Origin of the sequence: Corynebacterium sp. LK14 (assembly GCF_008042215.1) — a bacterium.
Taxonomy (GTDB): domain Bacteria; phylum Actinomycetota; class Actinomycetes; order Mycobacteriales; family Mycobacteriaceae; genus Corynebacterium; species Corynebacterium striatum.
In genome coordinates, this window is record NZ_NOVQ01000006.1 from 182242 (window position 1) to 204443 (window position 22202).

The following is a 22202-nucleotide window of genomic DNA, read 5'->3' on the forward strand; positions in this document are numbered from 1 at the left end:
CGGATCCGCGACCTCAGGGTCTGGGTAGCTAGGGCTGGGTATTTGCGGGAACGAGAGGGAGCGGGAGGGAGGGAGCGAGAGCGGGGAGGGAAAGCGAGCCTCGTCGCGCGGCTACTGCAGCGCCGAAGTCAAGCGCATCACGTTATCAACATAGCGGCGGATAAAGCCGCGCTCGTTCCATTCCGCCAAAGTCAGCTCGTGGCTCACAGCGCGATAGTTCGACGCCAACTGGTTGAAATCCTCGAGCAAGTTGCCCTTGGCCACGAGCATGGTGGACTCGTAATTCAGGCCGAAGGAGCGCATGTCCATGTTTGAGGAGCCGAACATACATAGCGGGTCGCGGCCGGGCTGGTCAGGGTCCGCAATGATGAACTTCGAGTGCAGCACGAAAGGCTCTGGGAACTGGAAGATGCGCACGCCCGCCTCCAAAAGTGTCTGGTAATAGGAGGACTGCGCGTGGTTGACCATAAACTGGTCCGCTTTCGCCGAGACATAAAGCTCCACGTCAACGTCGCGATAGCACGCGGTGGTGACCGCCTCGAGCAAGGACTCGTCCGGTACGAAGTAAGGCGAGACCATCACCAAACGGTCTTTAGCGTGGTGCACCAAAGAGTTGAACATTCGCAGGTTCGGCTCCGTGGTGTAACCAGGACCAGACGGGATGAGCTGGAGGAAGTTGGAGTCGTCGGTGAGTGCGTCGTCGTAAGGCAACGGCTCCAGCGAGAGCGCCTCCTCCGATTCCAGGTACCAGTCCACCGCAAAGACCGCGGACAATGAAGTCACCACCGGCCCCGTGAGTTCCACCATGTAGTCCACCCAATAGCGATTTTTGGTTTTATAGCTGCGCTTGATCATGTTCATCGATCCGATGAAGCCAGTGTGGCCATCGACCACCACTAGCTTGCGGTGATTGCGCAGGTCGGGGCGGCGGAAGCGGAACTTGTGCAGCTGCAGCGGCAGCATCAAGTGCCACTCGACGCCGATTTCTGTCAGCTTTTTGCCAAAACCCCAGTAGCCCTTGTACTTGAAGCTGCCAATTTGGTCTAGGAGCAGCTTGACCTCCACGCCGCGGGCGCGGGCGCGCTTGAGCGCCTGGTAGAACACGTCGGTGACCTCGTCCCAAGACTGGATGTAGATCTCGATGTAGACGTACTTTTCCGCCTTATCCACCGCCCTAGAAATAGCCGCGATGGCTTCTGCATAGTCGCTGTAAATGCCCTTGTTGTGTCCAATGAGCGCCGGGAAACCCGTCAGGTTGCGGTTGAGAGTAATCAGAGACTCGACCTCTGGGGAGAGCCGGCCGCGCGGATGGTTAGGAGTATTCGCGGTGACGTCTTCCAGCAGGTCATTGGCTTCTTGCTGGATGCGGTGCCGGCGCCTGTTGATATAAGGCGAGCCCATGAGCAGGAACAGCGGAAGGCCTACGAGCGGCAGCAACAAAATAGCCAGCAGCCACGCCGTGGAGCTGGAAGGGCGGCGGCCTTCAGGGACGAAACCGATGGCGACGATCTTGATGCCGTAATCGAGGATCAAGAAAAACAGCTGCCAGAATGACAGATCGATGTTTAGCGCCAAGTTCATGCCTGAGGAGTGCTCCTAACGCACGGAGTCGAAGTCGGGGAGGTCGTAGTCGGCCAAGAGCAAGCAGTGGTCCGAGGTCTTATCCCCGGCTCGCTCAACCATGTCTACCTGTGCGGACTGCACCGTGGCCGCCAAGGACCGCGACGCCAGTTGGAAGTCGATGCGCATGCCCTCGTTCTTTTGGAAGCGCAGCGACTTGTAATCGAAGTAGGTCCAGCGCTGCTCCTCAGTAAAGCGTCGTGTCACTTCCTCCAGGCCGGCCTCCTCGAGCATCTGGAATGCCGCGCGCTCCGGCTCGGTGACGTGAGTCTTACCGCGGAAGGCCTCGATGTCCCACACGTCTTCGTCGCGTGGGGCGATGTTGAAGTCGCCCGTAAGCAGCAGCTTCGGCTGTGCGCGGGACTCCGCGTAGCGAGCCAGCGCGTAGAGGAATTGCAGCTTGTAGGCGTAGTGGCGGTCGGTGATTTCGCGGCCATTGGGCACATACAGTGACCAGATTTCCACCCCGCGAATGCGCGCACCCACCGCACGCGCCTCGAGATTCTGTGGTTTTTCTGGGTCCTTGGTAAAGCCCGGCTGGCCGGGGAAGGAGATAAAGACCTCCTCCGGCTCCGACTTGGACACGATGGCCACGCCGTTCCATTGGTTCAGGCCATGGTGAGTTACGTGATAGCCCGCGGCCTCGAAGTCCATGACTGGGAATTTGTCGTCGGCAACCTTGGTTTCTTGCAGGCAGAGCACGTCAATGTCGTGTTTCGCCAGCAGGTCCACCGCGCGCTGGACGCGGGTGCGGACCGAGTTGATGTTCCAAGTGGCTATGCGCATGGACTACAGGTTACCGCCTTTGCGCATGGCGTACCTATGTCGATGCTGTTCAATGAATCCGAGCTTGCCGTACATGGCCACGCCCGCGCTATTCGACGCCACCACCTGCAGGTATGCCTTTTCCGCGCCGTTGTCTTTGCCCCAGCCCAACATGTGGGAACCGAGGACGGTGCCGAGGCCGCGGCGTCGCCAAGCAGCAGCGACTTCGACGGCAGAGAATCCTAACCACACCGTACCGTCGCCAGACTCGGTGAGGGTGCCGCGGGTGATCGCGATGGTCTCGCCGCTCGGGGCGAGCAGGCGGCCAAATCCCATGGTGCCGTCGATGCGGCTGCGCAGATACTCTAGCGCCTCAGGCGGCAGTGCCTGGCCGCGGAAGTGGTAGAGGTCGAGCCACTCTTGGTCTGGCTGCGCGTCCACGCGGAAGGTGATGCCCTCTGGAAGTGGCGCGCCAGCTACGTCTCCCTCGAGTAGTCGCACCATGACGACGCCCTCGGGCTCTAGTTCCCAGTTCTCGGGATACGCTGCGATGAGGCGCTCGGCAGGCTTGCCGATTCGCTCGGGAATAGCCAGGCGAGTGGGGAGATCGTGGCGGGCGTAGAACTCATCGATCTCGTCCATCGGAACCGGGGTGAAGCCCGCCGAGGGACCCAGTGGAACCGCGGAATTGGAGCGGCCAGTCACGCCGTCACCCGCGCGCATGAGCCACTGCCCATCCTTGGTCCACGTGTGTTCTTTTCCGGGGAACGCTGCGGCGGTGGCCACCTCGACGGCCCGGATGTCGGAGTTGCGGACCATGCGCGGGGACAGGCGTTTGATGATCTTCAGTTCCTCCGCCGGGATCTCCACCGCTTCCAGCGAGGAGGGATAGCCGCCCACTTCTTGGGGGCGGATGACCAGTGGATCGAGGGAGAGGAAGTGGCCGATGACGTCGGTGTGCATGCCGTCGATTTCGCGCCGGGCGACGACGCGCTCGCCGACCTCGACGGCGTCAGAACGGAAGATGTAGCTCATGTCGATTAAGGGCGATTAGGGGCGCAGTCTATTTACGCGTCGTGGCCGAAGGGATCTTCGTCCTCGCCCGGCATCCAGGTCCAGCCGGCCTCGGTCCACCCGTTGCGCTTGATGATCTTCTTGGCCTGGCGCTTGAAACGGCCGGTGAGCACGTCGGTGTAGACGAAACCGTCGAGGTGGCCGGTCTCGTGCTGGAGCATACGGGCGAAGAAGCCGTAGCCCTCGATGGAGATGTCATTTCCATGTTCATCCTTGCCGGTGACGCGTGCCCAGTCGGCGCGGCCGGTGGGGAAACCCTCGCCCGGCACGGAGAGGCAGCCCTCGTCCTCGGAGCCGTCGTCGGCAGGCATGCCCTCAGGAATCTCGGAGGTTTCCAAAACCGGGTTGATAACGCAGCCCTTGCGCATGCCGGCCTTGTCGGCCGGCAGCTCGGTACCTTCGGGGCCGTCGGTGTCAGGGCAGTGGTAGACGAAGAGGCGCTTGTTGATGCCTACCTGGTTGGCAGCGAGGCCGACGCCGTGGGCGACGTCCATGGTCTCGTACATGTCCGCGATGAGCTCCTGGAGCTCCGGGGAATCGATGGGCTCAGTGACCGGTTCGGTGGGATTGTGGAGAACCGGGTCGCCGTGGATAACGATGGGGCGAATAGTCATGCCCTACAGTTTAGGCATGCACTCCTTGTCAGACCTAGACGCCGCCATCTTGGAGTTCGAATCCCACGCGCCGCGCGGTATCGGACCCAAGGAGGAGGCCATTCGCACCCAGCTGGATATCTCACCGGTGCGCTATCACCAGCGCTTGAACGTGCTTCTCGACGCCCCCGCAGCCGCCGAGGCCTATCCGGTGCTGGTGGCGCGCTTGCGGCGGGTGCGTGACCAGCGCGAAGAGGTGCGGCGCGCCGCAAGGGGGAATGCCCCAGATTTCGACAGCTAGACGCTAGAGTTACTGTTGTGACTAATGTGAATTCAGATAACTCGGCAGAATCCACCCCTACCGATGCCCCAACCGATGCATCTTCTGGTGCATCGACCGGCGCTGCTGCCGGCGGAGCAAGCGGCCTGCCACTACGCGGCCTTGCGATGGTGCTCATCGCCGTTGCAGTCATGCTCGGCATGTGGGGTCTGTACAAGTTGACCTCCGAGGACGCTAGCGATACCGCGTCTCAAACTGGTGCCTCTGAGACCGCCACGCTCCCAGCTCCAGCAGAAGGCGAGCCGGGCGCACAGGGCGGAAAACCTGGATCCGCGGCTCAGCAGGCTCCGGGCGAGTCTGCGCAGGCTTCCGACCCAGCCGCCGCAGGTGCGGCGGGCGAGGGTGAAAATGCAGCAGATCGAGATGGTCAAGATGGAGCCCAGGGCGAGGCTGCCAAGCGCGCGCCCAAAGATATTCCGGTCAACGTCTTTAACAACTCGGGCCGCGCGGGCTATGCCGATGAGGAATCCACCAAGCTCAAGGACCGCGGCTTCAAGGTGGGCGAGGTGGGCAACCTGCCTGGCGACGTCCTCACCGTCCCGCAGACCATGGTCTTCTACCCAGCCGGTGACAAAGACGCAGAGGCACTGGCTCGCCAGACTGCAGCCGAGTTTTATGGCGCTACTGCCGTCCCAGAAGGCGCTGTTGCAGAATACCCAGCTGAGCTAGGTGAAAACTACACTAAGGGCAACGCGGTTGTGGCTGTGCTGGCAATTCCGCAGGCCTAGTGCAGCAGGAATAAGTGCAGCAATATAAATTTAAATGCCCAGTATGGTGACTGTGAAAGTTAGACTGAACGGGTGAATACTCCGGAAGAGTCCTTCGCCCGTTCTGCTGAACCCACACTGGGCGTCGAGTGGGAAGTCGCTCTCGTCGACCCCACCACGTGGGATCTCGTGCCACGTGGCGCTGAACTGATTGATCGCGTCCGCGCCGCTGCGCCTGAGATTCACTTGGAGAAGGAATTCCTCCAAAACACCGTTGAGCTCGTCACCGGCATCTGCCACACGGTTCCAGAAGCCGTGGCTGACCTTGCTCACAAGCTTTCCCACGTCCGAGCCGCCGCCGACGAGATGGGCGTTAAGTTATGGGCTTCGGGTGGGCACCCCTTCACTGATTTTCGTGAAAACCCCGTCTCCGCTAAGGAGAGCTATTCCGAAATCATCAACCGCACCCAGTACTGGGGCAAGCAGATGCTGTTGTGGGGCACCCATGTCCACGTAGGAATTCGCCACGAGGATCGCGTCTGGCCCATCATCAACGCATTGATGACCAAGTACCCGCACCTGCTGGCAATTTCGGCCTGCTCCCCGGCTTGGGAGGGCCTTGACACCGGATACGCCTCCAACCGCACGATGCTTTATCAGCAGCTGCCCACCGCTGGCATGCCGTACCAGTTCCAAAGCTGGGAAGAATGGCAGTCCTACATGCGGGACCAGGCCATCTCGGGAGTGATTAACCACACCGGCTCGATGCATTTCGACATCCGCCCGGCTTCCAAGTGGGGCACCGTCGAGGTGCGCATTTCCGACGCCTCCTCCAACCTGCGCGAGCTCTCCGCCGTGGTGGCACTGACTCACTGCTTGGTTGTTCACTACGACCGCATGATTGATCGCGGCGAGGAGCTGCCGACTCTGCAGCCGTGGCACGTGGCGGAGAATAAATGGCGCGGCGCGCGCTATGGCATGGATGCCTTGGTGGTTACGTCGCGCGAGACGGATGAGCGCTGGATTAAGGATGAACTGGCAGACCTCGTGGAGGAGCTAACTCCGCTGGCCCGCGAGTTGGGCTGCGCTGAGGAGCTGGCCCTTATCCACGAAATTATCGATGATGGCGCAGGCTATGAGCGTCAGCGTGCCTTGTACGAAGAGACCGGCAGCTGGCAAAAGGTAGTCGAGGCGACCTGCCAGGAGATGCTGGACCGCCAGCCGTTGGAGCGCAATTAGCGCCCTTCAACGCGGGGGCGGCGCTTCGGCGCGCAAGCTACTTGACGCGAACGGTAGGGATCCTGGTCGTAGGCGCAGCGTCTAGTTCGGTGGTGTGCTTTTGTGGCATGAAACCCCAAATTGCGTACACCGCGATGTAGAGGAAGCAAGCTAGTGGCCACACCAGGGAGGCCAATGGCTGGAAGGTTTCCAATGCGTCGAGGGTGCGCGAGGAGCCCCCTAGCCAGACCGGTGCGGCCACGAAAGGCAGTTCCACGATAAGCAGAACCAGGAAGGACGCTACCGCGGCCAGTTGCGCGCCCCAGACTGTGCGCAGACGCGTTCCGATGGCCTCGTTGACCGCCAGCATTACCCAAATGCCGAAAGGCACAACCCACACGAAGTGGTGGTACCAGGAGAAAGGCGAAACCAAGCAAGCGCTCAAGCCAGTTAGAGCAAAGGCTGCGGTGCTGTTCTTTCGAATCCACGCCGTACGCAGTGCCAACATGGTCACCATGACAATGATGGCCACGCCCAGCAACCACAGCGCGGTATCGTCTTCGCCAGTGAGACGGGCGAGGACAGAACGCAGGGACTTAGCGCCTGGGGCATCGACTTCCCCGATACGGTTGGAGTTGAAAATCTTGTCCGTCCAGAAATCCATTGCGTCGGGGACGAAAGCAACACCGATGCCGATAGTGACTGCGAAAGCGGCAATGGAGCCAATGGCCGCCCACCAGCGCTTCTGGAAGAGCAACGCGAGGCCCATGTAAGCCGGGGTGAGCTTCATGCCAGCGGCAATACCAATGCCGATTCCGGGCAGGCGGAGCTTGGTGGGGAGGAGGAAATCCAGGGACACCAAGAACATCAGCAGGATATTGATCTGTCCGTAGTAAAAGGTGCCGTTGATTGGTTCGGCAGCAAGACTGCTAACCAGCAACGCAATTCCCACCAGCCAGGTCAGCGGCCCGAGCCGATAGCCACGCTCGCGAATGACAAGCATGATGACAATGAAGAGGGCGATTCCCGTGACCCATTGCCAAATCACCATGAGATCGTGGTCACTGAAATCAGCCATCCATTCGAAAAACCAGCCAGCAAACGGCGGGTAGGTGAAGGGAAACTCGTGGATATAGGGGGCGTCGTAAAGCTGGCCTCCCGCTTTCAAATCCTTGCCCGCCATTTGGTAGATCTTCAAGTCGAACGGGATCTTGCCAAAGAAAGCGCGGTCGCGGCCGGGATAAATGCTGAAGCGGTAAATCACCAAAGCCGTAAATGCCAGTAAAAGAGTCAACAGTGTGGGCATACCGTAGAGCTTCTTGCCCTGTTTTCTCTTCATTCTGTGCATTAGCTTCTATGAATCCTTTTTCCGACGCATTGAACGAGTCGCTGGCTTGTCGTTGCGAGACATATTTTCAGCGGTACCGTACAGGCCTTCACGTCGTGCAATTCGTGAGGTGCGCTGTGCAGTCACCGGGCTGGTGATCATTGCAAAGAGTACCAGTAACAATAAAATCCCTAAATCGCCACGCTCAGTCACGCTGAAGGAATCGGAGCCTGTGACGCGGAAAAACGCACCGAGAATAGTGAGAATCAAGCCGGTGGTTTGGGGCTTCGAAATGGCGTGCACGCGTGACATTGTGTCCGGGAAACGCGCCACGCCGATCGCTGCGGCGAGGACGAGCAAGGAGCCGATGAGAATCAAGACAATCGAGATGACGTCAGCGAAAAGGTGATAGCTCATTGCGGGTCCCTCTTTCTAAACCTGGTGACCGAAACAGTGGAGATGAAGCCCAGCAGAGCCACCACTAGCATCGCTGAGACCACCGTTGTGTTGAGCGTCCAGCAAATATAAGTGGCCAGCGCGCACTGGAACATGGCCACGAGGCCATCCATACCCACCAGGCGATCCAGCGAGTTGGGGCCCACGATGATGCGCCAGACAGTGATCAAGAACGCCACCACCAAAAGCCCTGCCGCGATGGTGAGCAAAATGCCATAAAGCTGCGGATCCATCAGGGGTGGCTCCTTTCAAAAATCTCAATCATGGATGCTTCGAGCTGTGCCACGTTGGCAATCTCCTTTTCGATCTCGGCTTCCGACTCCGCGTCCAGAATGTGGATAGTCAGCATGCGGTTCGCGATATCGATGTCGGTGACGGTTCCACCCGGCTGCAGGTTGTACAGGCTCACCGCGAGGGAGAGGATGAACTCGCTGTCGAGGCGCATAGGCAATTCCAGAATCGCCGTCTTGGGCGGTTCCTGGGGGCGCACCGCCAACCAGCCCACCTTCAGGGAAGCGTGGAAAAGGTCCCACGTCCAATGCAGCATGAAAAGGACGAGCTTGCCCCACGAGACTTTCACCCCGGAAATCGGCATCTTTGGAAGTGGTAGCGCTAAGACCACGAAGAGGCCTACCAACAAGCCACCCACGATGTTGGCCACGGTGACCTCGCCCATGAGCAGGCACCACATGGCGGTGATCCAAGCTATGAACCACGGGCGGAAGCGGTGGCGAATGCCAGAAAATTTCATCGCTGCCCCTCCTTCTTCTCTGGTGCGCCGGTGGGTGCGGCGGGAGCCACGGAATCGACGCCGGGCTGCGGCTGCTCAATGGGGGAGCGGCGCTGCTCGAAGGAGTCAGCGTCGTTTTTGTATCGATCCTTCTGGTCCAGCGTTCGGGAAGGATTATCAGCGTTGTCGCCCAGCACCGCATAGCGGTAGATGGTGTCATCCTGCGCAGACTCGGCCGCGCGGCTGGTCACACCGGAAATAGGGCCGGCTAGGAAGGTAATTGATACTGACGCCAGCACCAACAGGGAGGTGGAAGCCAGCATGCCGAAAGGCACCTTGCCCACGTCCTGGCGCTCTTCGAGCTCGATGACATCCGTGACGTCGGAAAGCGGCGAAGGGTGCGCCAATGCCATGTTGCCTTCTGGGGCATCGGCGCGGTCGCGCAAGAATCCCTTAGCCCACACCAGAACCATGACGTAGAGCGTGAGCAGCGAGGTCAGGACCGCGCCGCCAATCAGGACCCAGGCCTGCCATGAGCCCTCGTTCGCGCCGGCCTGCAGCAAGATGACCTTGCCGAGGAAGCCGGAAAATGGCGGGATGCCGCCCAGGTTCATGGCCGGGATGAAGTACAAAATTGCGATGAGCGGGGCGCTGTAAATCAGCGAGCCCAAGCGGCGCAGGGAGGAGGTACCCGCCTGGCGCTCGATGAGGCCCACCACCAGGAAGAGCGCGGTCTGGACCAGAATGTGGTGTACCGCGTAGAAGATGGCGCCGGACAGACCCTGTGCGGTGCCGAGGGACACCCCAAAGATCATGTAGCCGATGTGGCTCACCAGCGTAAATGACAAAAGTCGTTTGATGTCAGACTGCGCCATCGCACCTAAGATACCCACGAGCATCGTGGCCAGCGCTACCCACATGAGCAACTGATCCAGGCCGCCGCCGGTAAAGATGGAGGTGCGCGCACGAATGATGGCGTAGACTCCGACCTTGGTGAGCAAGCCCGCAAAGACTGCCGTGACCAGGGAAGGCGCGGTGGGATAGGAGTCCGGCAGCCAGGCATCCAGCGGGAAGATAGCGGCCTTGATGCCGAAGGCGATGAGCAGCACCGAGAAGATCGCCGTACGGGTGCCCTCCGGGATGGTCTCCATGCGCATGCCGATTTGCGCCATGTTCATGGTGCCCACTGCCGCGTAGACATATGCGAGGGCGAGCACGAAGATGAGAGAGGAGGCCATCGAGACCATAACGTAGCCCACGCCAGCACGCACGCGGGCGGGCGAGGCGCCCAGTGTGAGCAGCACATAGGAGGCCACGAGGAAGATCTCGAATCCCACATACAGGTTGAACAGATCACCGGCCAAGAAGGAGACATTCACGCCCATAGTCAGCAGCATGTACGTCGGCAGGAAGACGGCGACGGGCTCGTCCTTGGAACCGTCGCGAATACCCTGCGAGATGGCGTACCACATCACTGAGAACAAGACCACGGACGAGGTAAAGAGCATCACCGTGGAGAGGCGATCGGCCACCAGCGTGATGCCTACGGGTGCGTCCCAGCCGCCGACTTGCAGGGTCTGAATGCCCGCGGTGTCGGCGATCAAGATCAGCAGCGCATTGACCGCTGCCAGCAAAAGCAAAGAGAAGAATGCGATCTGGCGCTGGACGCCGGGGAAGCGGGCGCACAGCATCGACAAGGCCGCGGCGAGCGCCGGGATGACCACGGGCATGGGGATGAGGAAGCCCGTATAAGGAAGCAGGAAGCTAACCAGCGGAAGCAGGGTCTCAGTCATCGTTTGCCTCCTTTACGGGTTCCTCGAAGAAGGCTGGGCCAAAGGCGTCGCCTTCCTTAGTGGCGCGGCCGGTGGCTGGATCGTTGGATGCGTCATGATCAGGGGCCGCGGCGGCGTTGCCCGGGCGGGCGGCCAGGGCCGCGATTGCGGTATCTTCCGCGTCGTCCTCAATGACGTCGGCGGTGCGGTAGCGGTACTGGCGGTAGGCCAGAGTCAGGATAAATCCTGTCAGCGCCATGGAGATGACGATGGCTGTCAGGATCATGCCCTGGGCCAGTGGGTCCGCGATGTTCTCACCGTATTGGGCGGTCTCGCGGCCGTCGATAGGCGGCGATCCAGCCTGCCCGCCGGCCTGCAGGAGCAGCAGGTTGGCGCCATTGCCCAGCAGCAGAATGCCAAGCAGCATCTTGGTCATGGCGCGGTCAAGCATGAGGTACACGCCAGAGCCGCACAGCACGCCTGCGGCGAGGAGAAGGAACAGATTGGCTTCCATTCTTAGCTCTCCTTTCCGGTAGTGTGGGCTTGCGTTGTGCTTGGGGTATCGGGTTGCGCTGCGCTTGACGACGCCCGCGTGGCGCCCACCGCGTTCTTCTCACGGGAGGAGGCTCGTTCTTTCTGGCGGCGCGCGAGCGAGCGGGCACGGTCACGGGCACGCTGCTTACGCATCTCCTCTTCCTCGTCAAGCTTGCCGCCGAGCGAGTTGAGGATGTACAAGGTCAGGCCCACCACGATGAGGTAGACGCCCGCGTCGAAGACCAACGCGGAGGGCAGCGAGACATCGCCAATGAGCGGCACCGCCACCTTGGTGTAGCCGGTGGTCAACGGCGGGTGGTTGAAGGCCAGCGGCACAACCACCGAGCCCACCGAGATGAGCAATCCGGTGCCCATGGTGCGCCCACCGTCGATGGGTAGCGCCTCGTCGAGCTCAGCACGGCCACCTGCCAGGTAGCGCAGGATAAGAGCCAGCGCCGCGACCAAGCCGCCGGCGAAGCCGCCGCCGGGTGCATTGTGGCCGGAGAAGTAGAAGTACAGCGAGAGCGCGATCATCGAGGGGAAGAGCAGGCGCGTGGCGACATCCACCATGAGGGAGCGGTTGAGGGCCTGTTCCGATTCCACGCCTGCCGCCAGCCAGCGGCGCCCAGTGACCTGCAGGGTGGGGCGGCGCGAGTCGCGGGTGAAGGACTGGGTGCGATAAATCAGCGATGCGATACCCGTGGCGGCGATAACCAACACGGTGATCTCGCCGAAGGTATCCCAGGCGCGCAGGTCCACCAACAGTACGTTCACGGCGTTGGCGCCGTGGCCGATTTCTTTGGCCAGTTCCGGCATGAACTCGGAAATGGGGTTGGAGCGGCGGGCATTGATAGCAAACATTCCCACGAGCGTCACGGTAAGGCCCACGCCAACCGCGAGCCAGGCGCGCAGGCGACCCATCTTGGGGTCCTGCTTCCACTCGGTATTAGCCGGCATGCGGCGCAGAACCAGCATGAACAAAACCATGATGATGGTCTCCACGAGCAACTGGGTCAGGGCTAGGTCAGGTGCGCCATGCAGCGCAAAGAGGAAGGACAGTGCGTAGCCGGTGACGCCAACGATGATGACGCCAGACAGCCTATTGTCCGTCACGGTGGCAGCGACAGCACAGACGATGATGATGAGCGCAGCAACGATCTGCCACGGGTTTTCCGCCACGATCATGCGTACGTTGGTGAGGTCGCCGCGGATGAGCATGATGACCGGCAGCACCATGAGGGTGGCGAAGATGATCGACATGTTCATCTGCAGGGAGCCGCGCTGCGTGGAAGCGGTGGTGTGCAGCGAGAGCTGACGCAGGCTGTTGATGACGGTGTCGTAGGCCTGGTCTGCTGAGCCCAAAGCCGGGTACTGGAACTGCCACTTGGCCAGTTCTGCGCGCTGCCAGTGGAGGATGATACCGGCCACGACGATGACTACGGAGATGCCCAGCGGTACTGTCCAGCCGTGCCACAGAGCGAGGTAGGTGTGCTCGTCAGCGCCGAAGATGTTGTTGAGGTGCTGGTTGATGCCGAGGGAAAGCGGCTGTGGATTGACGCCGAAGAAGATGGTCAGGGCCGTGAGGCCCGCAGGCGGAATCCACAACAGCGGGGAGAGCGCATGCATGTCGGCCACGGCGTCGGAAGTGCCGCGGCTTTGGCCCGCAGCGTCTTTCTTCGTGGCGAAGGCGCCCCACAGGAAGCGCAGCGCGTAGGCCATGGTCAGCATGGAGCCCACGACGACGCCCACCAAGAGCATGTTGCGTGGCATGCCAACGAGCAGCTCCTCGTGAAGGATGGTTTCAAGCGTGGCTTCCTTGGCCACAAAGCCCAGCAGGGGAGGGATGCCCGCCATGGACAGTGCCGGGATGATGGCAAGCAGGTATAGGCCGGGCTTTGCCTTGCCGAGGCCAGAGAGCTTGTCGATGTCGCGCGTTCCCGACGCATGGTCGATGGCACCAACGATCATAAACAGCGCAGCCTTGAACAGGGAATGCGCAAAGGTCAGCGCGAGGCCTGCCTGCAATGCCTCGCGTGAGCCAATGGCCACGATGGCGGTGATGAAGCCCAACTGCGAGACGGTGCCATAAGCCAAGATGAGCTTGAGGTCGCGCTGCTTGAGGGCCATCCAACCGCCCAACAGCATCGTTAAGGTGCCAAGCGGCAGCACGACGAGATGCCAGGTGGCCACCTCGTGGAACTCCGGTGCCAAGCGCGCAACCAGGTAGATACCGGCCTTCACCATCGCAGCGGAGTGCAGGTAGGCAGAGACCGGCGTCGGCGCGGCCATGGCGCCGGGCAGCCAGAAGTGCGCGGGGGCGATGGCGGATTTACTCAGTGCGCCGGCCAAGATGAACACGATGGCAATCGTGATGTACGGGGTCTGGGCGAGGCGGTCGAAAGTCTCGATCTCACTAAACGTCCACGTGCCCGTTTGGCGGCCGAGCAGGATGATGCCCATGAGCATGGCGAGGCCGCCCAGGGTGGTGACCATGAGCGCCTGCTGCGCGGCGTGACGCGAGGAGGCGCGTTCGCCGTAGTAGCTCACCAGGAGGTAGGACAGCAGGGAGGTCACTTCCCAGAACACGTACATCATCAGGAAGCTATCGGAGATGACCAGTCCATACATCGCGGTGGCAAAGCAGACCATCTGGGAGCCAAACATGGCCAGACGCCGGGGAGTCTGGTCGAAGTAACCCCAGCAATAGAGCAGAACCAAAGCGCCGACGCCCAAAATGATGAGGCTAAAGAGGGCAGAGAGCGCGTCCATGCGCAGATCGACGTTGAGGTTCGCGTCCGGCATCCACTCCATGGTGTAGCGCAGCGTGGCACCGTCACGGAAGGCGCCGGTGGTGAGTTGTTTGAGGACCCAGAAAAAGCCCGCGCCGGGGACAATAGCGAGTGCGCCAAAAGCAGGACGGCCAACAAAAAATATGAGGAAGGGCGCGATGATGGTGGCCAGCACCAAGGCACTCAAGACAGCTATCACAGCTAGGCTCAGGTCTCCTTCTCGTTCGGAGCCGCACGAACACAGTGGCGCACGTGTGACATGTATTCAAATTCAAGCATGCGCCGATGAACTCATCGCGGGCCGAAGCAGAGGCATCTGGCCGGTTAATGAACCACTTTGAAAGGAACCTAGGAAGGTGCCACTGGCAGCGTCAACGCCCCCTTTTCTCACCGCATTGACGCCGAGGGTGCAAGGGTGGATGTATGGAAGTCATGCTCCAAGCATTCACCGCAAGCGTTGAAAATTGGAGAAAACAGGTTTGGGGGACGCATCACGAATGGCGCAGCCAATACTGGCGACTATACCTGCCGATTTTCTAAAAGTCACAGATTTTTAAGGAGGCAGTTATATATGGGGCTAGTTTGGCAGCACACAGGGGCACGCCGTCATGGCGTACCCCTTAAATAAAAGTACCTTTTGCTCTCTTAACTTGCTCTCTTAACTGATCTGGCAGGTTGGTTTTAAGCGAAGCGCTGGAGGAAGTAAGCCTCGGCAGTAGCAATCTTTTCGATCTCCGTTGGATCCACAGACTCGTTGGCGGAGTGGATGGTGGCCTTCGGATCCTCAACGCCGAAGAGTGCGATCTCGGCATTCGGGTGCTTCTCCTGCAGCTCCACGGTCAGTGGGATGGAACCGCCCATGCCCTGGGAGATGGTTTCTGTGCCGTAGGCTTCGGCGAGGCACTCGCCGAGCAGCGTTGCGGCTGGCTTTTCCGGATCAGTTTCAAAGCCGCGGTTAGCCTCGAGGATCTCGACCTTGATGTGCGCGCCCCACGGCACGTGCTTCTTCAGGTGCTCGGCCACGGCCTCCGCGGTAGAGCGGGGGTCCATGGTGGCTGGGGTGCGCAGGTTGAGGTTTGCAGCAGCGGTGGCCGGAACTGCGTTGACAGCCTCGGCAACCGGGGTGGAGGTGAAGCCGGTAACGGTAATTGCCGGGCGAGCCCAGATCATGTCGGCGATCTCGGTGGCGCCTGCCGGATCCTGGGAACCCATGATCTCGGTGCCGTCGAGCATCTGTGCATCGGAACGGAAGTCCTCCGGAGCGTAGGCACTGGTCTGGCCTTCCGCCAGCGGCCAGGAGCCTGCGCAGTCGACACCATCGATAACCGTGCGACCATGCTCGTCGCTGAGAGAATCGAGTGCGCGCATGAGTGCCTTGACGGCGTCGGGAGCTGCGCCGCCAAACTGACCGGAGTGCACGCCCGCCTCGAGGGTGTCAACCTGCACGTAGATCTGCGCGCCGCCGCGCAGGGAGGTGGTCAGGGTAGGCAGGCCGGCCTTGGCATTGCCGGCGTCGGCGATGAGGATGGCGTCGGCAGCAAACAGCTCCGGGCGCTCCTCGATGAGGGCGGACAGGCCCTCGCCGCCGCGCTCCTCGGAGCCTTCGATGAGGAAGGTGAGGTTGAGGTCGGTGCCACCGTTGGCGTCGATCGCGCGCAGGGCAGCCAAGTGCATTGCGATGTTGCCCTTGCAGTCCGCTGCGCCGCGGCCGTACCAACGCACCTCGCCGGAGGCGGACGGGCGCTCGGTTAGGGTCAGTGGATCGGACTCCCACGGTTCACGCGGGCCGACGGGGACAACATCGTAGTGGGAGTAGAGCAGCACAGTCTTGGCGCCCTCTTTGCCCGCGCGCTTGCCGACGAGCGCGGTGGAGCCGTCAGCAGTAGGAATGGCCTCGACGTCGACGCCTGCTTCGGTCAATGCGGATCGGACCCATTCGGCGGCCTTGACGGACTCTTCTTCCAGACCTGGCTCATTGTGAACGGAGTTGAAGGAGACGAGCTCCTTGAGCTGAGCGAAGATGCGCTCGCGGTCGGCGGTGATGAATTCAGAAATAGCAGTCATGCTCACTAACATACGCTGCCGCGTAGGGATGCCTGAACGATGGAGTTTCTGCCCGTGTGGACTAGGGTTTATGAGTACTTAATTACAGAATCTAAATAGATTTCTCACTAGAAAGAATTCGGTATGGCACACAACGCCGCCCCCGCTTCGTCCTCGCCAGCTTCTGCTGGTCCAGCACTGCGCGAGCTCACACTGCGTGGCATTCTCATCGGTGGACTGATCACACTGGTATTCACCGCCGCCAACGTCTACCTCGGCCTTAAAGTCGGCCTGACTTTTGCTACCTCGATTCCGGCAGCCGTCATCTCCATGGCCGTGCTGCGCAGGTTCGCTGGTCACAACGTCAAAGAGAACAACATCGTGCAGACCATCGCGTCTGCCGCTGGCACCCTCTCTGCCATCATCTTCGTCCTGCCGGGCTTGGTCATGGTGGGTTACTGGAAGGGCTTTAGCTTCTGGGAGACTGCCGCGGTCTGCGCCATCGGTGGCGTGCTCGGCGTGATGTACTCCATCCCGCTGCGCCGTGCCTTGGTGACGGGCTCCGACCTGCCTTACCCGGAGGGCGTCGCCGCCGCGGAGGTGCTCAAGGTCGGCGCCGACAACGGCGCTTCCGCAGCCGCCCATGAAGAAAACGCCAAGGGGCTGCGCGTCATCCTCGTTGGTGGCATCATCTCCGCAGCGATGGCTCTGCTTGCCGCGATGAAGGCCGTGGCCTCGTCAGTGTCTACCTACTTCAAGCTGGGCTCCGGTGCCACCACCCTGGGTACCTCGCTGTCCATGGCGCTCATCGGCGTGGGTCACCTGGTTGGCATGTCCGTGGGTATCGCAATGCTCGTGGGCGTTGTCATCTCCTTCTTCATCCTGTTGCCGATGCACACCGCCGGCGACATTGGCGGACTCGACGCCACCGCGCTTGCCGATACCGTCGACTCCGTATTCTCTGGTGAGATTCGCTTCATCGGCGTGGGCGCCATGGCTATCGCCGCCATCTGGACGCTCCTCAAGATCACCGGCCCAATCGTCAAGGGCATCTCCGAGTCCCTGGCCTCTTCCCGCCAGCGCAAAGCCGGCCAAAACGTGGACGTGGCTGAGCGCGACATCCCATTCCCCTATGTCCTAGGAACCATCGTCATTTTGATGGTCCCGATTGCGCTGCTGCTGTGGGACTTCATCTCGGGCACTGATATCCATGAGCACATGGGCGTGCTCATTACGGTCTCCGTCCTGTTCACCCTGTTGGTGGGCCTCATCGTGGCATCTGTGTGTGGCTACATGGCGGGCCTTATCGGTGCGTCGAACTCGCCGATTTCCTCCGTGGGCATCATTGCTGTGCTCGCGGCCTCGCTGCTTATCGCCGCTGTTACCCGCGGTACCTCTGCGGATCCGCTTTCGCTCGTGGCCTACACCTTGTTCACCGCGGCGATTGTCTTTGGCATCGCCACGATTTCCAACGACAACTTGCAGGATCTCAAGACCGGCCAGCTCGTCGGGGCGACCCCGTGGAAGCAGCAGGTGGCACTCATTATCGGTGTGCTGTTTGGCTCTGTGGTCATCCCGCCGATTCTGCAGGTCATGCTCACCGGCTTTGGCTTCCAGGGCATGGAAGGCGCTGGCGAGGATGCCCTCGCTGCACCGCAGGCTGCGCTTATGTCGTCGGTGGCTTCTGGCATCTTTGATAGCTCGCTGGATTGGAACCTTATCTTTACTGGTGCGGCTATCGGCGCTGTGCTCATCGTCATCGACGAGGTCTTGCGCAAGACCACCAGCAAGTACTCGCTGTCTCCGCTGGCTGTTGGCATGGGCATGTACCTGCCGGCCTCGCTGACCATCATCATCCCGATCGGCGCCATCTTGGGCTACTTCTATGACAAGTGGGCCGCCAAGCAATCCAACCCTGACTTCTCTAAGCGCATGGGCACCCTGCTGGCAACCGGCCTTATTGTTGGTGAGTCCCTGTTCGGCGTGGTCAACGCCGCTATCATCGCGGCCGCCGGCGGGGAGTCCCCACTGGAGATTTTCGAAGGTGGCACCGTGTCCAACGTCCTGGGCATCATCTTGTTCGTGGTGGGCGTCGGCTTTGCTTACCGCTGGACCAAGTCAAAGGTCACCAAGAGCTAGCGCTTTCCGGCGCTGCCTACGCCCGCGCCTTTTCACACCCGCGCCGTCCTTTTCACGCCCGCGCCTCTTCACACCCGCGTCTTTTTACACCCGCGCCGTTTACCGGCGCGGGTGTTCGCTTATAGCGTGCCGGGCAGCTCGTGTCCTACCTTGCACTCGTAGTAGGGGAGTGCCAGAATGGTCGCTAGCACTCCCAAAGGGCAAGTGCCAGAAAACCTCATCTATGTGGTTGAGGCTGGTCCACACTCACCAGCCGTGCCGTCGCGGGCGTCCGTATAGATACAGACGTGAGTGTCGTCCTAAACAAAACTAAGGAGCACAAACACAATGGCAAAGATTATTGCCTTCGATGAAGAGGCACGTCGCGGCCTTGAGCGTGGTCTGAACACGCTGGCCGACGCAGTTAAGGTCACCCTCGGCCCTAAGGGCCGCAACGTCGTCCTGGAGAAGTCCTGGGGCGCCCCGACCATTACTAACGATGGTGTCTCCATCGCTCGCGAGATCGAGCTGGAAGATCCTTACGAGAAGATCGGCGCTGAGCTGGTTAAGGAAGTCGCCAAGAAGACTGATGACGTTGCCGGTGACGGCACTACCACCGCTACCGTTCTCGCACAGGCACTGGTTCGTGAGGGTCTGCGCAACGTAGCCGCTGGTTCTAACCCTATGGGTATCAAGCGCGGTATCGAGTCCGCAACCAAGGCTGTTGTTGACTCCCTGCTCTCCTCCGCGAAGGAGATTGAGACCCAGGAAGAAATCGCAACCACCGCGGGCATCTCCGCGGCTGACCCGGCAATCGGTGCCAAGATCGCTGAGGCTATGTACACCGTGGGCAACGGATCCGTAAACAAGGATTCCGTTATCACCGTTGAAGAGTCCAACACCTTCGGTGTGGACCTCGAGGTTACTGAGGGTATGCGCTTCGACAAGGGCTACATCTCCGGTTACTTCGCAACCGACATGGAGCGTCAGGAGGCAGTCCTCGAGGATCCGTACATCCTGCTGGTTTCTTCCAAGATCTCTAACATCAAGGATCTCGTTCCGCTGCTGGAGAAGGTTATGCAGACCGGCAAGCCGCTGCTGATCATCGCTGAGGATGTTGAGGGCGAAGCACTATCCACCCTCGTCGTGAACAAGATCCGTGGCACCTTCAAATCCGTTGCTGTTAAGGCTCCGGGATTCGGCGACCGCCGCAAGGCTACCCTGCAGGATATGGCTATCCTGACCGGCGGCCAGGTCATCTCCGAAGAGGTTGGCCTTTCCCTCGAGACCGCTGAGATTGAGTACCTCGGCCAGGCACGCAAGGTTGTTGTCACCAAGGATGACACCACCATCGTCCAGGGTGCTGGCAACCAGGAGCAGATCGACGGCCGCATCAAGCAGATCCGCGCTGAGATTGAGAACTCCGATTCTGATTACGACCGTGAGAAGCTGCAGGAGCGCCTGGCCAAGCTGGCTGGCGGCGTTGCTGTCCTGAAGGTCGGCGCTGCAACTGAGGTTGAGCTCAAGGAGCGCAAGCACCGCATTGAGGACGCAGTCCGCAACGCAAAGGCTGCCGTTGAAGAGGGCATCGTTGCCGGCGGTGGCGTTGCGCTGCTGCAGGCTGCTTCTGCTCTGGATGCACTGGATAACCTCACTGGCGACGAAGCAACCGGTGTCAAGATCGTTCGTGAGGCTCTGTCTGCTCCGCTGAAGCAGATTGCTCACAACGCTGGCCTGGAGCCAGGCGTTGTTGCTGACAAGGTTGCTTCCCTGCCTGCTGGCCAGGGTCTGAATGCTGCAACCGGCGAGTACGTTGACCTGATGGCTGCTGGCATCAATGACCCGGTCAAGGTCACCCGCTCCGCACTGCAGAACGCTGCTTCCATCGCTGCGCTGTTCCTGACCACTGAGGCTGTTGTCGCTGACAAGCCGCAGCCTGCTGGTGCAGGCGCCGGCATGCCTGACGCTGACGCTATGGGCGGCATGGGCTTCTAATAGAGCCAAACCTCGAAAGGCGCCCATATAGCTCCGTGCGAGCTAGGCGCCGCCGATTTAAAGCGCCCTACGTGAGATAAAGAACGTCTCTCGTAGGGCGTTTTCGCGTGTCGCTACACGGAAAAGATGAAAAGTGCGTTTCCTGACCTCAACTTTCACATTGAATAACAATTTTCACAGCCAGTGGCCCATTTTTGAGGCTGAATGGTGGTTGATTGGTTGCGTATTCGACTCTGTTTGACTGTCTGGAACTCCGGGCGGAAGCGAAAGTGGCCAATCTGAGACCTTTGGTGCACCCCCACATTAGGGCAATTTTGAAACTGATTTCCCCGCTGAATTAATGAGTTTTGGACCTTGTCCATCGGAGCGCTCCTGATGTTTGTTACACACTTTTTTCAAATAGTTCGATTATTTCTGTTCATCGTCAGAAAAGTCGCTGGTAAAAGGCATATCAATTAACTTTTGGGTAAGAAATGACTTGGAGGATGCCGTGTATAAAGTGACGGCCGGGAACTATGGAGGGGCTTTCCCGAGAATTGAAAACTCAAGAGTTTCGGATTGATCTTTGAGCGCTGTGTGACAAAATGGTTACTTGTGACGCCCACAGAGGGTGTCTGCAAATCCGCAATACCCTCGGGTGTAAATACCCGAAACCTATCCAAGGAGTTCATTATGGACCTCTCCATGATTCAGACCCACCTCGACAACTTCGTAGACACCTGGGAAGGCTGGGGCAAGATCCTGGGCAACGTTGGTGGCTTCTTCCAGAACACCATCTTGGCCTTCGACTTCCTGTCCTCCGAGCCTGAGGCAGCTGATTTCTTCCCAGGCACCTCTTCCCTGATTGCTGAGAACAAGTAATTCATTTACTTCTCATCGGGGCCTTTTAGGTTCTGATCTTCAATCTTCAAATACTAGTCCTAAGGAGATAAAATGGACGGCTTCATTAACTTCGCAATCGGTTCTTCCGAGTTCGCAAACGACCTGAACATCTACGCAACCCTGATCAATCCGCTCGTTCAGATTGCTAAGGGTGCTTCCCAGCTGATCGGTATGTTCGTCTAAGAACATCCCTATCGCGTAAGCGATTTCTAGAGCCTCACCTTTTGGTGGGGCTCTTTTGCTATGTCTGGGTGGGGGAGGACTTAGGGGTAAATCGGTGGAGTTGCAGTGTAATTTAGCGCGCCGAATGGTTGGGTGACCGGTAAACTTTTAAGTATGGCTGACATTAAAGACGACGAACTTCCTGAGATTGACCTTGCTAAGACCGACGGCTACGTCGTCGATGATTCTGACGAGGACGACCCGGCCCTCATCATGCCGGATGGTTCGCCAATTGAAACCTGGCGAGAGAACTACCCGTACGAAGAGCGCATGTCGCGCGATGAGTATGAGGCCACCAAGCGTGCGCTCCAAATCGAGCTGCTGAAGTGGCAGAACTGGACCAAAGAAACCGGCCAGCGTCACATCATCTTGTTTGAGGGCCGTGACGCAGCAGGCAAGGGTGGCACCATCAAGCGCTTTAATGAGCACCTCAACCCACGTGGTGCGCGCACCGTCGCATTGGAGAAGCCGTCCCCACGTGAGTCGACCTCTTGGTACTTCCAGCGCTATATTCAGCACTTCCCAGCCGGCGGCGAAATCGTTTTCTTCGACCGCTCCTGGTACAACCGTTCTGGCGTCGAACGCGTCATGGGTTTTTGCACCGAGTCCCAGCACGCAGAGTTCCTGCGCGAAGTCCCGATGCTTGAGAACATGATTCTTGGCTCTGGTATTTCCCTGACCAAGCTGTGGTTCTCCGTCACTCGTAAGGAACAGCGCACCCGCTTCGCTATCCGTCAGATTGACCCAGTGCGCCAGTGGAAGCTTTCCCCGATGGACCTGGCTTCCCTCGACAAGTGGGATGATTACACCCGCGCCAAGGAAGAGCAGTTCCGCTACACGGATACCGAAGAGTCCCCGTGGATCACCATCAAGTCCAACGACAAGAAGCGCGCTCGCATCAACGCTATGCGCTACGTGCTCTCTAAGTTTGAGTACACGAACAAAGACCACGAGATAGTTGGCGAGCCTGACCCGCAAATCGTTATGCGTGGTCGCGATCAAATTGGTGATTAAATT

20 protein-coding genes are annotated in these 22202 nt (G+C 59.9%); 8 read left to right on the forward strand and 12 right to left on the reverse strand.

What is annotated here, in order from left to right; all coding sequences use genetic code 11:
- Positions 1–111: 111 nt before the first annotated feature.
- From cls to CHU71_RS02150, 4 genes are read right to left on the reverse strand one after another with little or no spacing between them, the layout of a single operon-like run.
- Entirely contained in the window at positions 112–1581 is a 1470-nt protein-coding gene (gene cls, locus CHU71_RS02135; protein WP_370450473.1) for a cardiolipin synthase, read from the reverse strand.
- 15 nt (positions 1582–1596) lie between these two features.
- Positions 1597–2406: an exodeoxyribonuclease III gene (locus CHU71_RS02140; RefSeq protein WP_147760030.1), complete on the reverse strand. Its 810-nt coding sequence runs from the start codon at positions 2404–2406 to the stop codon at positions 1597–1599.
- 3 nt (positions 2407–2409) lie between these two features.
- Positions 2410–3420, reverse strand: a complete 1011-nt coding sequence (locus tag CHU71_RS02145; RefSeq protein WP_147760031.1) for a GNAT family N-acetyltransferase — start codon at positions 3418–3420, stop codon at positions 2410–2412.
- Between the two features lie 32 nt (positions 3421–3452).
- Positions 3453–4073: a peptide deformylase gene (locus tag CHU71_RS02150; protein ID WP_147760032.1), complete on the reverse strand. Its 621-nt coding sequence runs from the start codon at positions 4071–4073 to the stop codon at positions 3453–3455.
- On the opposite strand from CHU71_RS02150, the gene CHU71_RS02155 reads away from it, so the two are divergent.
- The 3 genes from CHU71_RS02155 to CHU71_RS02165 all read left to right on the forward strand — a co-directional run bounded on the left by CHU71_RS02155 (position 4072) and on the right by CHU71_RS02165 (position 6338).
- Positions 4072–4353: a DUF3263 domain-containing protein gene (locus CHU71_RS02155; RefSeq protein WP_172453817.1), complete on the forward strand. Its 282-nt coding sequence runs from the start codon at positions 4072–4074 to the stop codon at positions 4351–4353. The genes CHU71_RS02150 and CHU71_RS02155 overlap by 2 nt on opposite strands.
- Before the next feature lie 17 nt (positions 4354–4370).
- Positions 4371–5120, forward strand: coding sequence for a LytR C-terminal domain-containing protein (locus tag CHU71_RS02160; protein ID WP_147760033.1), 750 nt, complete (start codon positions 4371–4373; stop codon positions 5118–5120).
- Between the two features lie 72 nt (positions 5121–5192).
- A complete protein-coding gene (locus CHU71_RS02165) occupies positions 5193–6338 on the forward strand; it encodes a glutamate--cysteine ligase (protein WP_147760034.1) in 1146 nt (381 codons plus the stop codon).
- Between the two features lie 37 nt (positions 6339–6375).
- Here the strand turns inward: CHU71_RS02165 and CHU71_RS02170 are convergent, their stop codons facing one another.
- From CHU71_RS02170 to CHU71_RS02205, 8 genes are all read right to left on the reverse strand, one after another.
- Positions 6376–7665: a glycosyltransferase 87 family protein gene (locus CHU71_RS02170; protein WP_147760035.1), complete on the reverse strand. Its 1290-nt coding sequence runs from the start codon at positions 7663–7665 to the stop codon at positions 6376–6378.
- Between the two features lie 6 nt (positions 7666–7671).
- Positions 7672–8061, reverse strand: a complete 390-nt coding sequence (locus CHU71_RS02175; protein WP_005529821.1) for a monovalent cation/H(+) antiporter subunit G — start codon at positions 8059–8061, stop codon at positions 7672–7674.
- Positions 8058–8333 (reverse strand): monovalent cation/H+ antiporter complex subunit F, encoded by a 276-nt coding sequence (locus CHU71_RS02180; RefSeq protein ID WP_005529823.1) that lies wholly within the window; start codon positions 8331–8333, stop codon positions 8058–8060. Before CHU71_RS02180 ends, CHU71_RS02175 begins: the two co-directional genes overlap by 4 nt.
- A complete protein-coding gene (locus CHU71_RS02185; RefSeq protein WP_147760036.1) occupies positions 8333–8851 on the reverse strand; it encodes a Na+/H+ antiporter subunit E in 519 nt (172 codons plus the stop codon). The genes CHU71_RS02180 and CHU71_RS02185 overlap by 1 nt, the downstream gene beginning before the upstream one ends.
- Positions 8848–10623, reverse strand: a complete 1776-nt coding sequence (locus CHU71_RS02190; RefSeq protein WP_110332875.1) for a Na+/H+ antiporter subunit D — start codon at positions 10621–10623, stop codon at positions 8848–8850. The genes CHU71_RS02185 and CHU71_RS02190 overlap by 4 nt, the downstream gene beginning before the upstream one ends.
- Entirely contained in the window at positions 10616–11116 is a 501-nt protein-coding gene (locus tag CHU71_RS02195) for a Na(+)/H(+) antiporter subunit C (RefSeq protein ID WP_005529829.1), read from the reverse strand. The genes CHU71_RS02190 and CHU71_RS02195 overlap by 8 nt, the downstream gene beginning before the upstream one ends.
- A 2-nt stretch (positions 11117–11118) precedes the next feature.
- The gene (locus CHU71_RS02200; RefSeq protein ID WP_147760037.1) at positions 11119–14124 is read right to left on the reverse strand and encodes a Na+/H+ antiporter subunit A; all 3006 of its coding nucleotides are present in this window, start codon (positions 14122–14124) and stop codon (positions 11119–11121) included.
- Positions 14125–14606: 482 nt separating this feature from the next.
- Positions 14607–15989, reverse strand: coding sequence for a dipeptidase (locus tag CHU71_RS02205; RefSeq protein ID WP_147760038.1), 1383 nt, complete (start codon positions 15987–15989; stop codon positions 14607–14609).
- Between the two features lie 123 nt (positions 15990–16112).
- Here CHU71_RS02205 and CHU71_RS02210 point away from each other — a divergent pair, with 123 nt between their 5' ends.
- From CHU71_RS02210 to ppk2, 5 genes are all read left to right on the forward strand, one after another.
- Positions 16113–18107, forward strand: coding sequence for an OPT family oligopeptide transporter (locus CHU71_RS02210; protein WP_147760039.1), 1995 nt, complete (start codon positions 16113–16115; stop codon positions 18105–18107).
- 327 nt (positions 18108–18434) lie between these two features.
- The gene (gene groL, locus CHU71_RS02215) at positions 18435–20081 is read left to right on the forward strand and encodes a chaperonin GroEL (RefSeq protein ID WP_147760040.1); all 1647 of its coding nucleotides are present in this window, start codon (positions 18435–18437) and stop codon (positions 20079–20081) included.
- Positions 20082–20753: 672 nt separating this feature from the next.
- Complete coding sequence (locus CHU71_RS02220; protein WP_147760041.1) at positions 20754–20942, forward strand: hypothetical protein; 189 nt, start codon at positions 20754–20756, stop codon at positions 20940–20942.
- Positions 20943–21014: 72 nt separating this feature from the next.
- Complete coding sequence (locus CHU71_RS12965) at positions 21015–21146, forward strand: hypothetical protein (RefSeq protein WP_255456374.1); 132 nt, start codon at positions 21015–21017, stop codon at positions 21144–21146.
- A 153-nt stretch (positions 21147–21299) separates the two neighbouring features.
- Positions 21300–22199, forward strand: coding sequence for a polyphosphate kinase 2 (gene ppk2 / locus CHU71_RS02225; protein ID WP_187271994.1), 900 nt, complete (start codon positions 21300–21302; stop codon positions 22197–22199).
- The last annotated feature ends 3 nt before the right edge of the window (positions 22200–22202 follow it).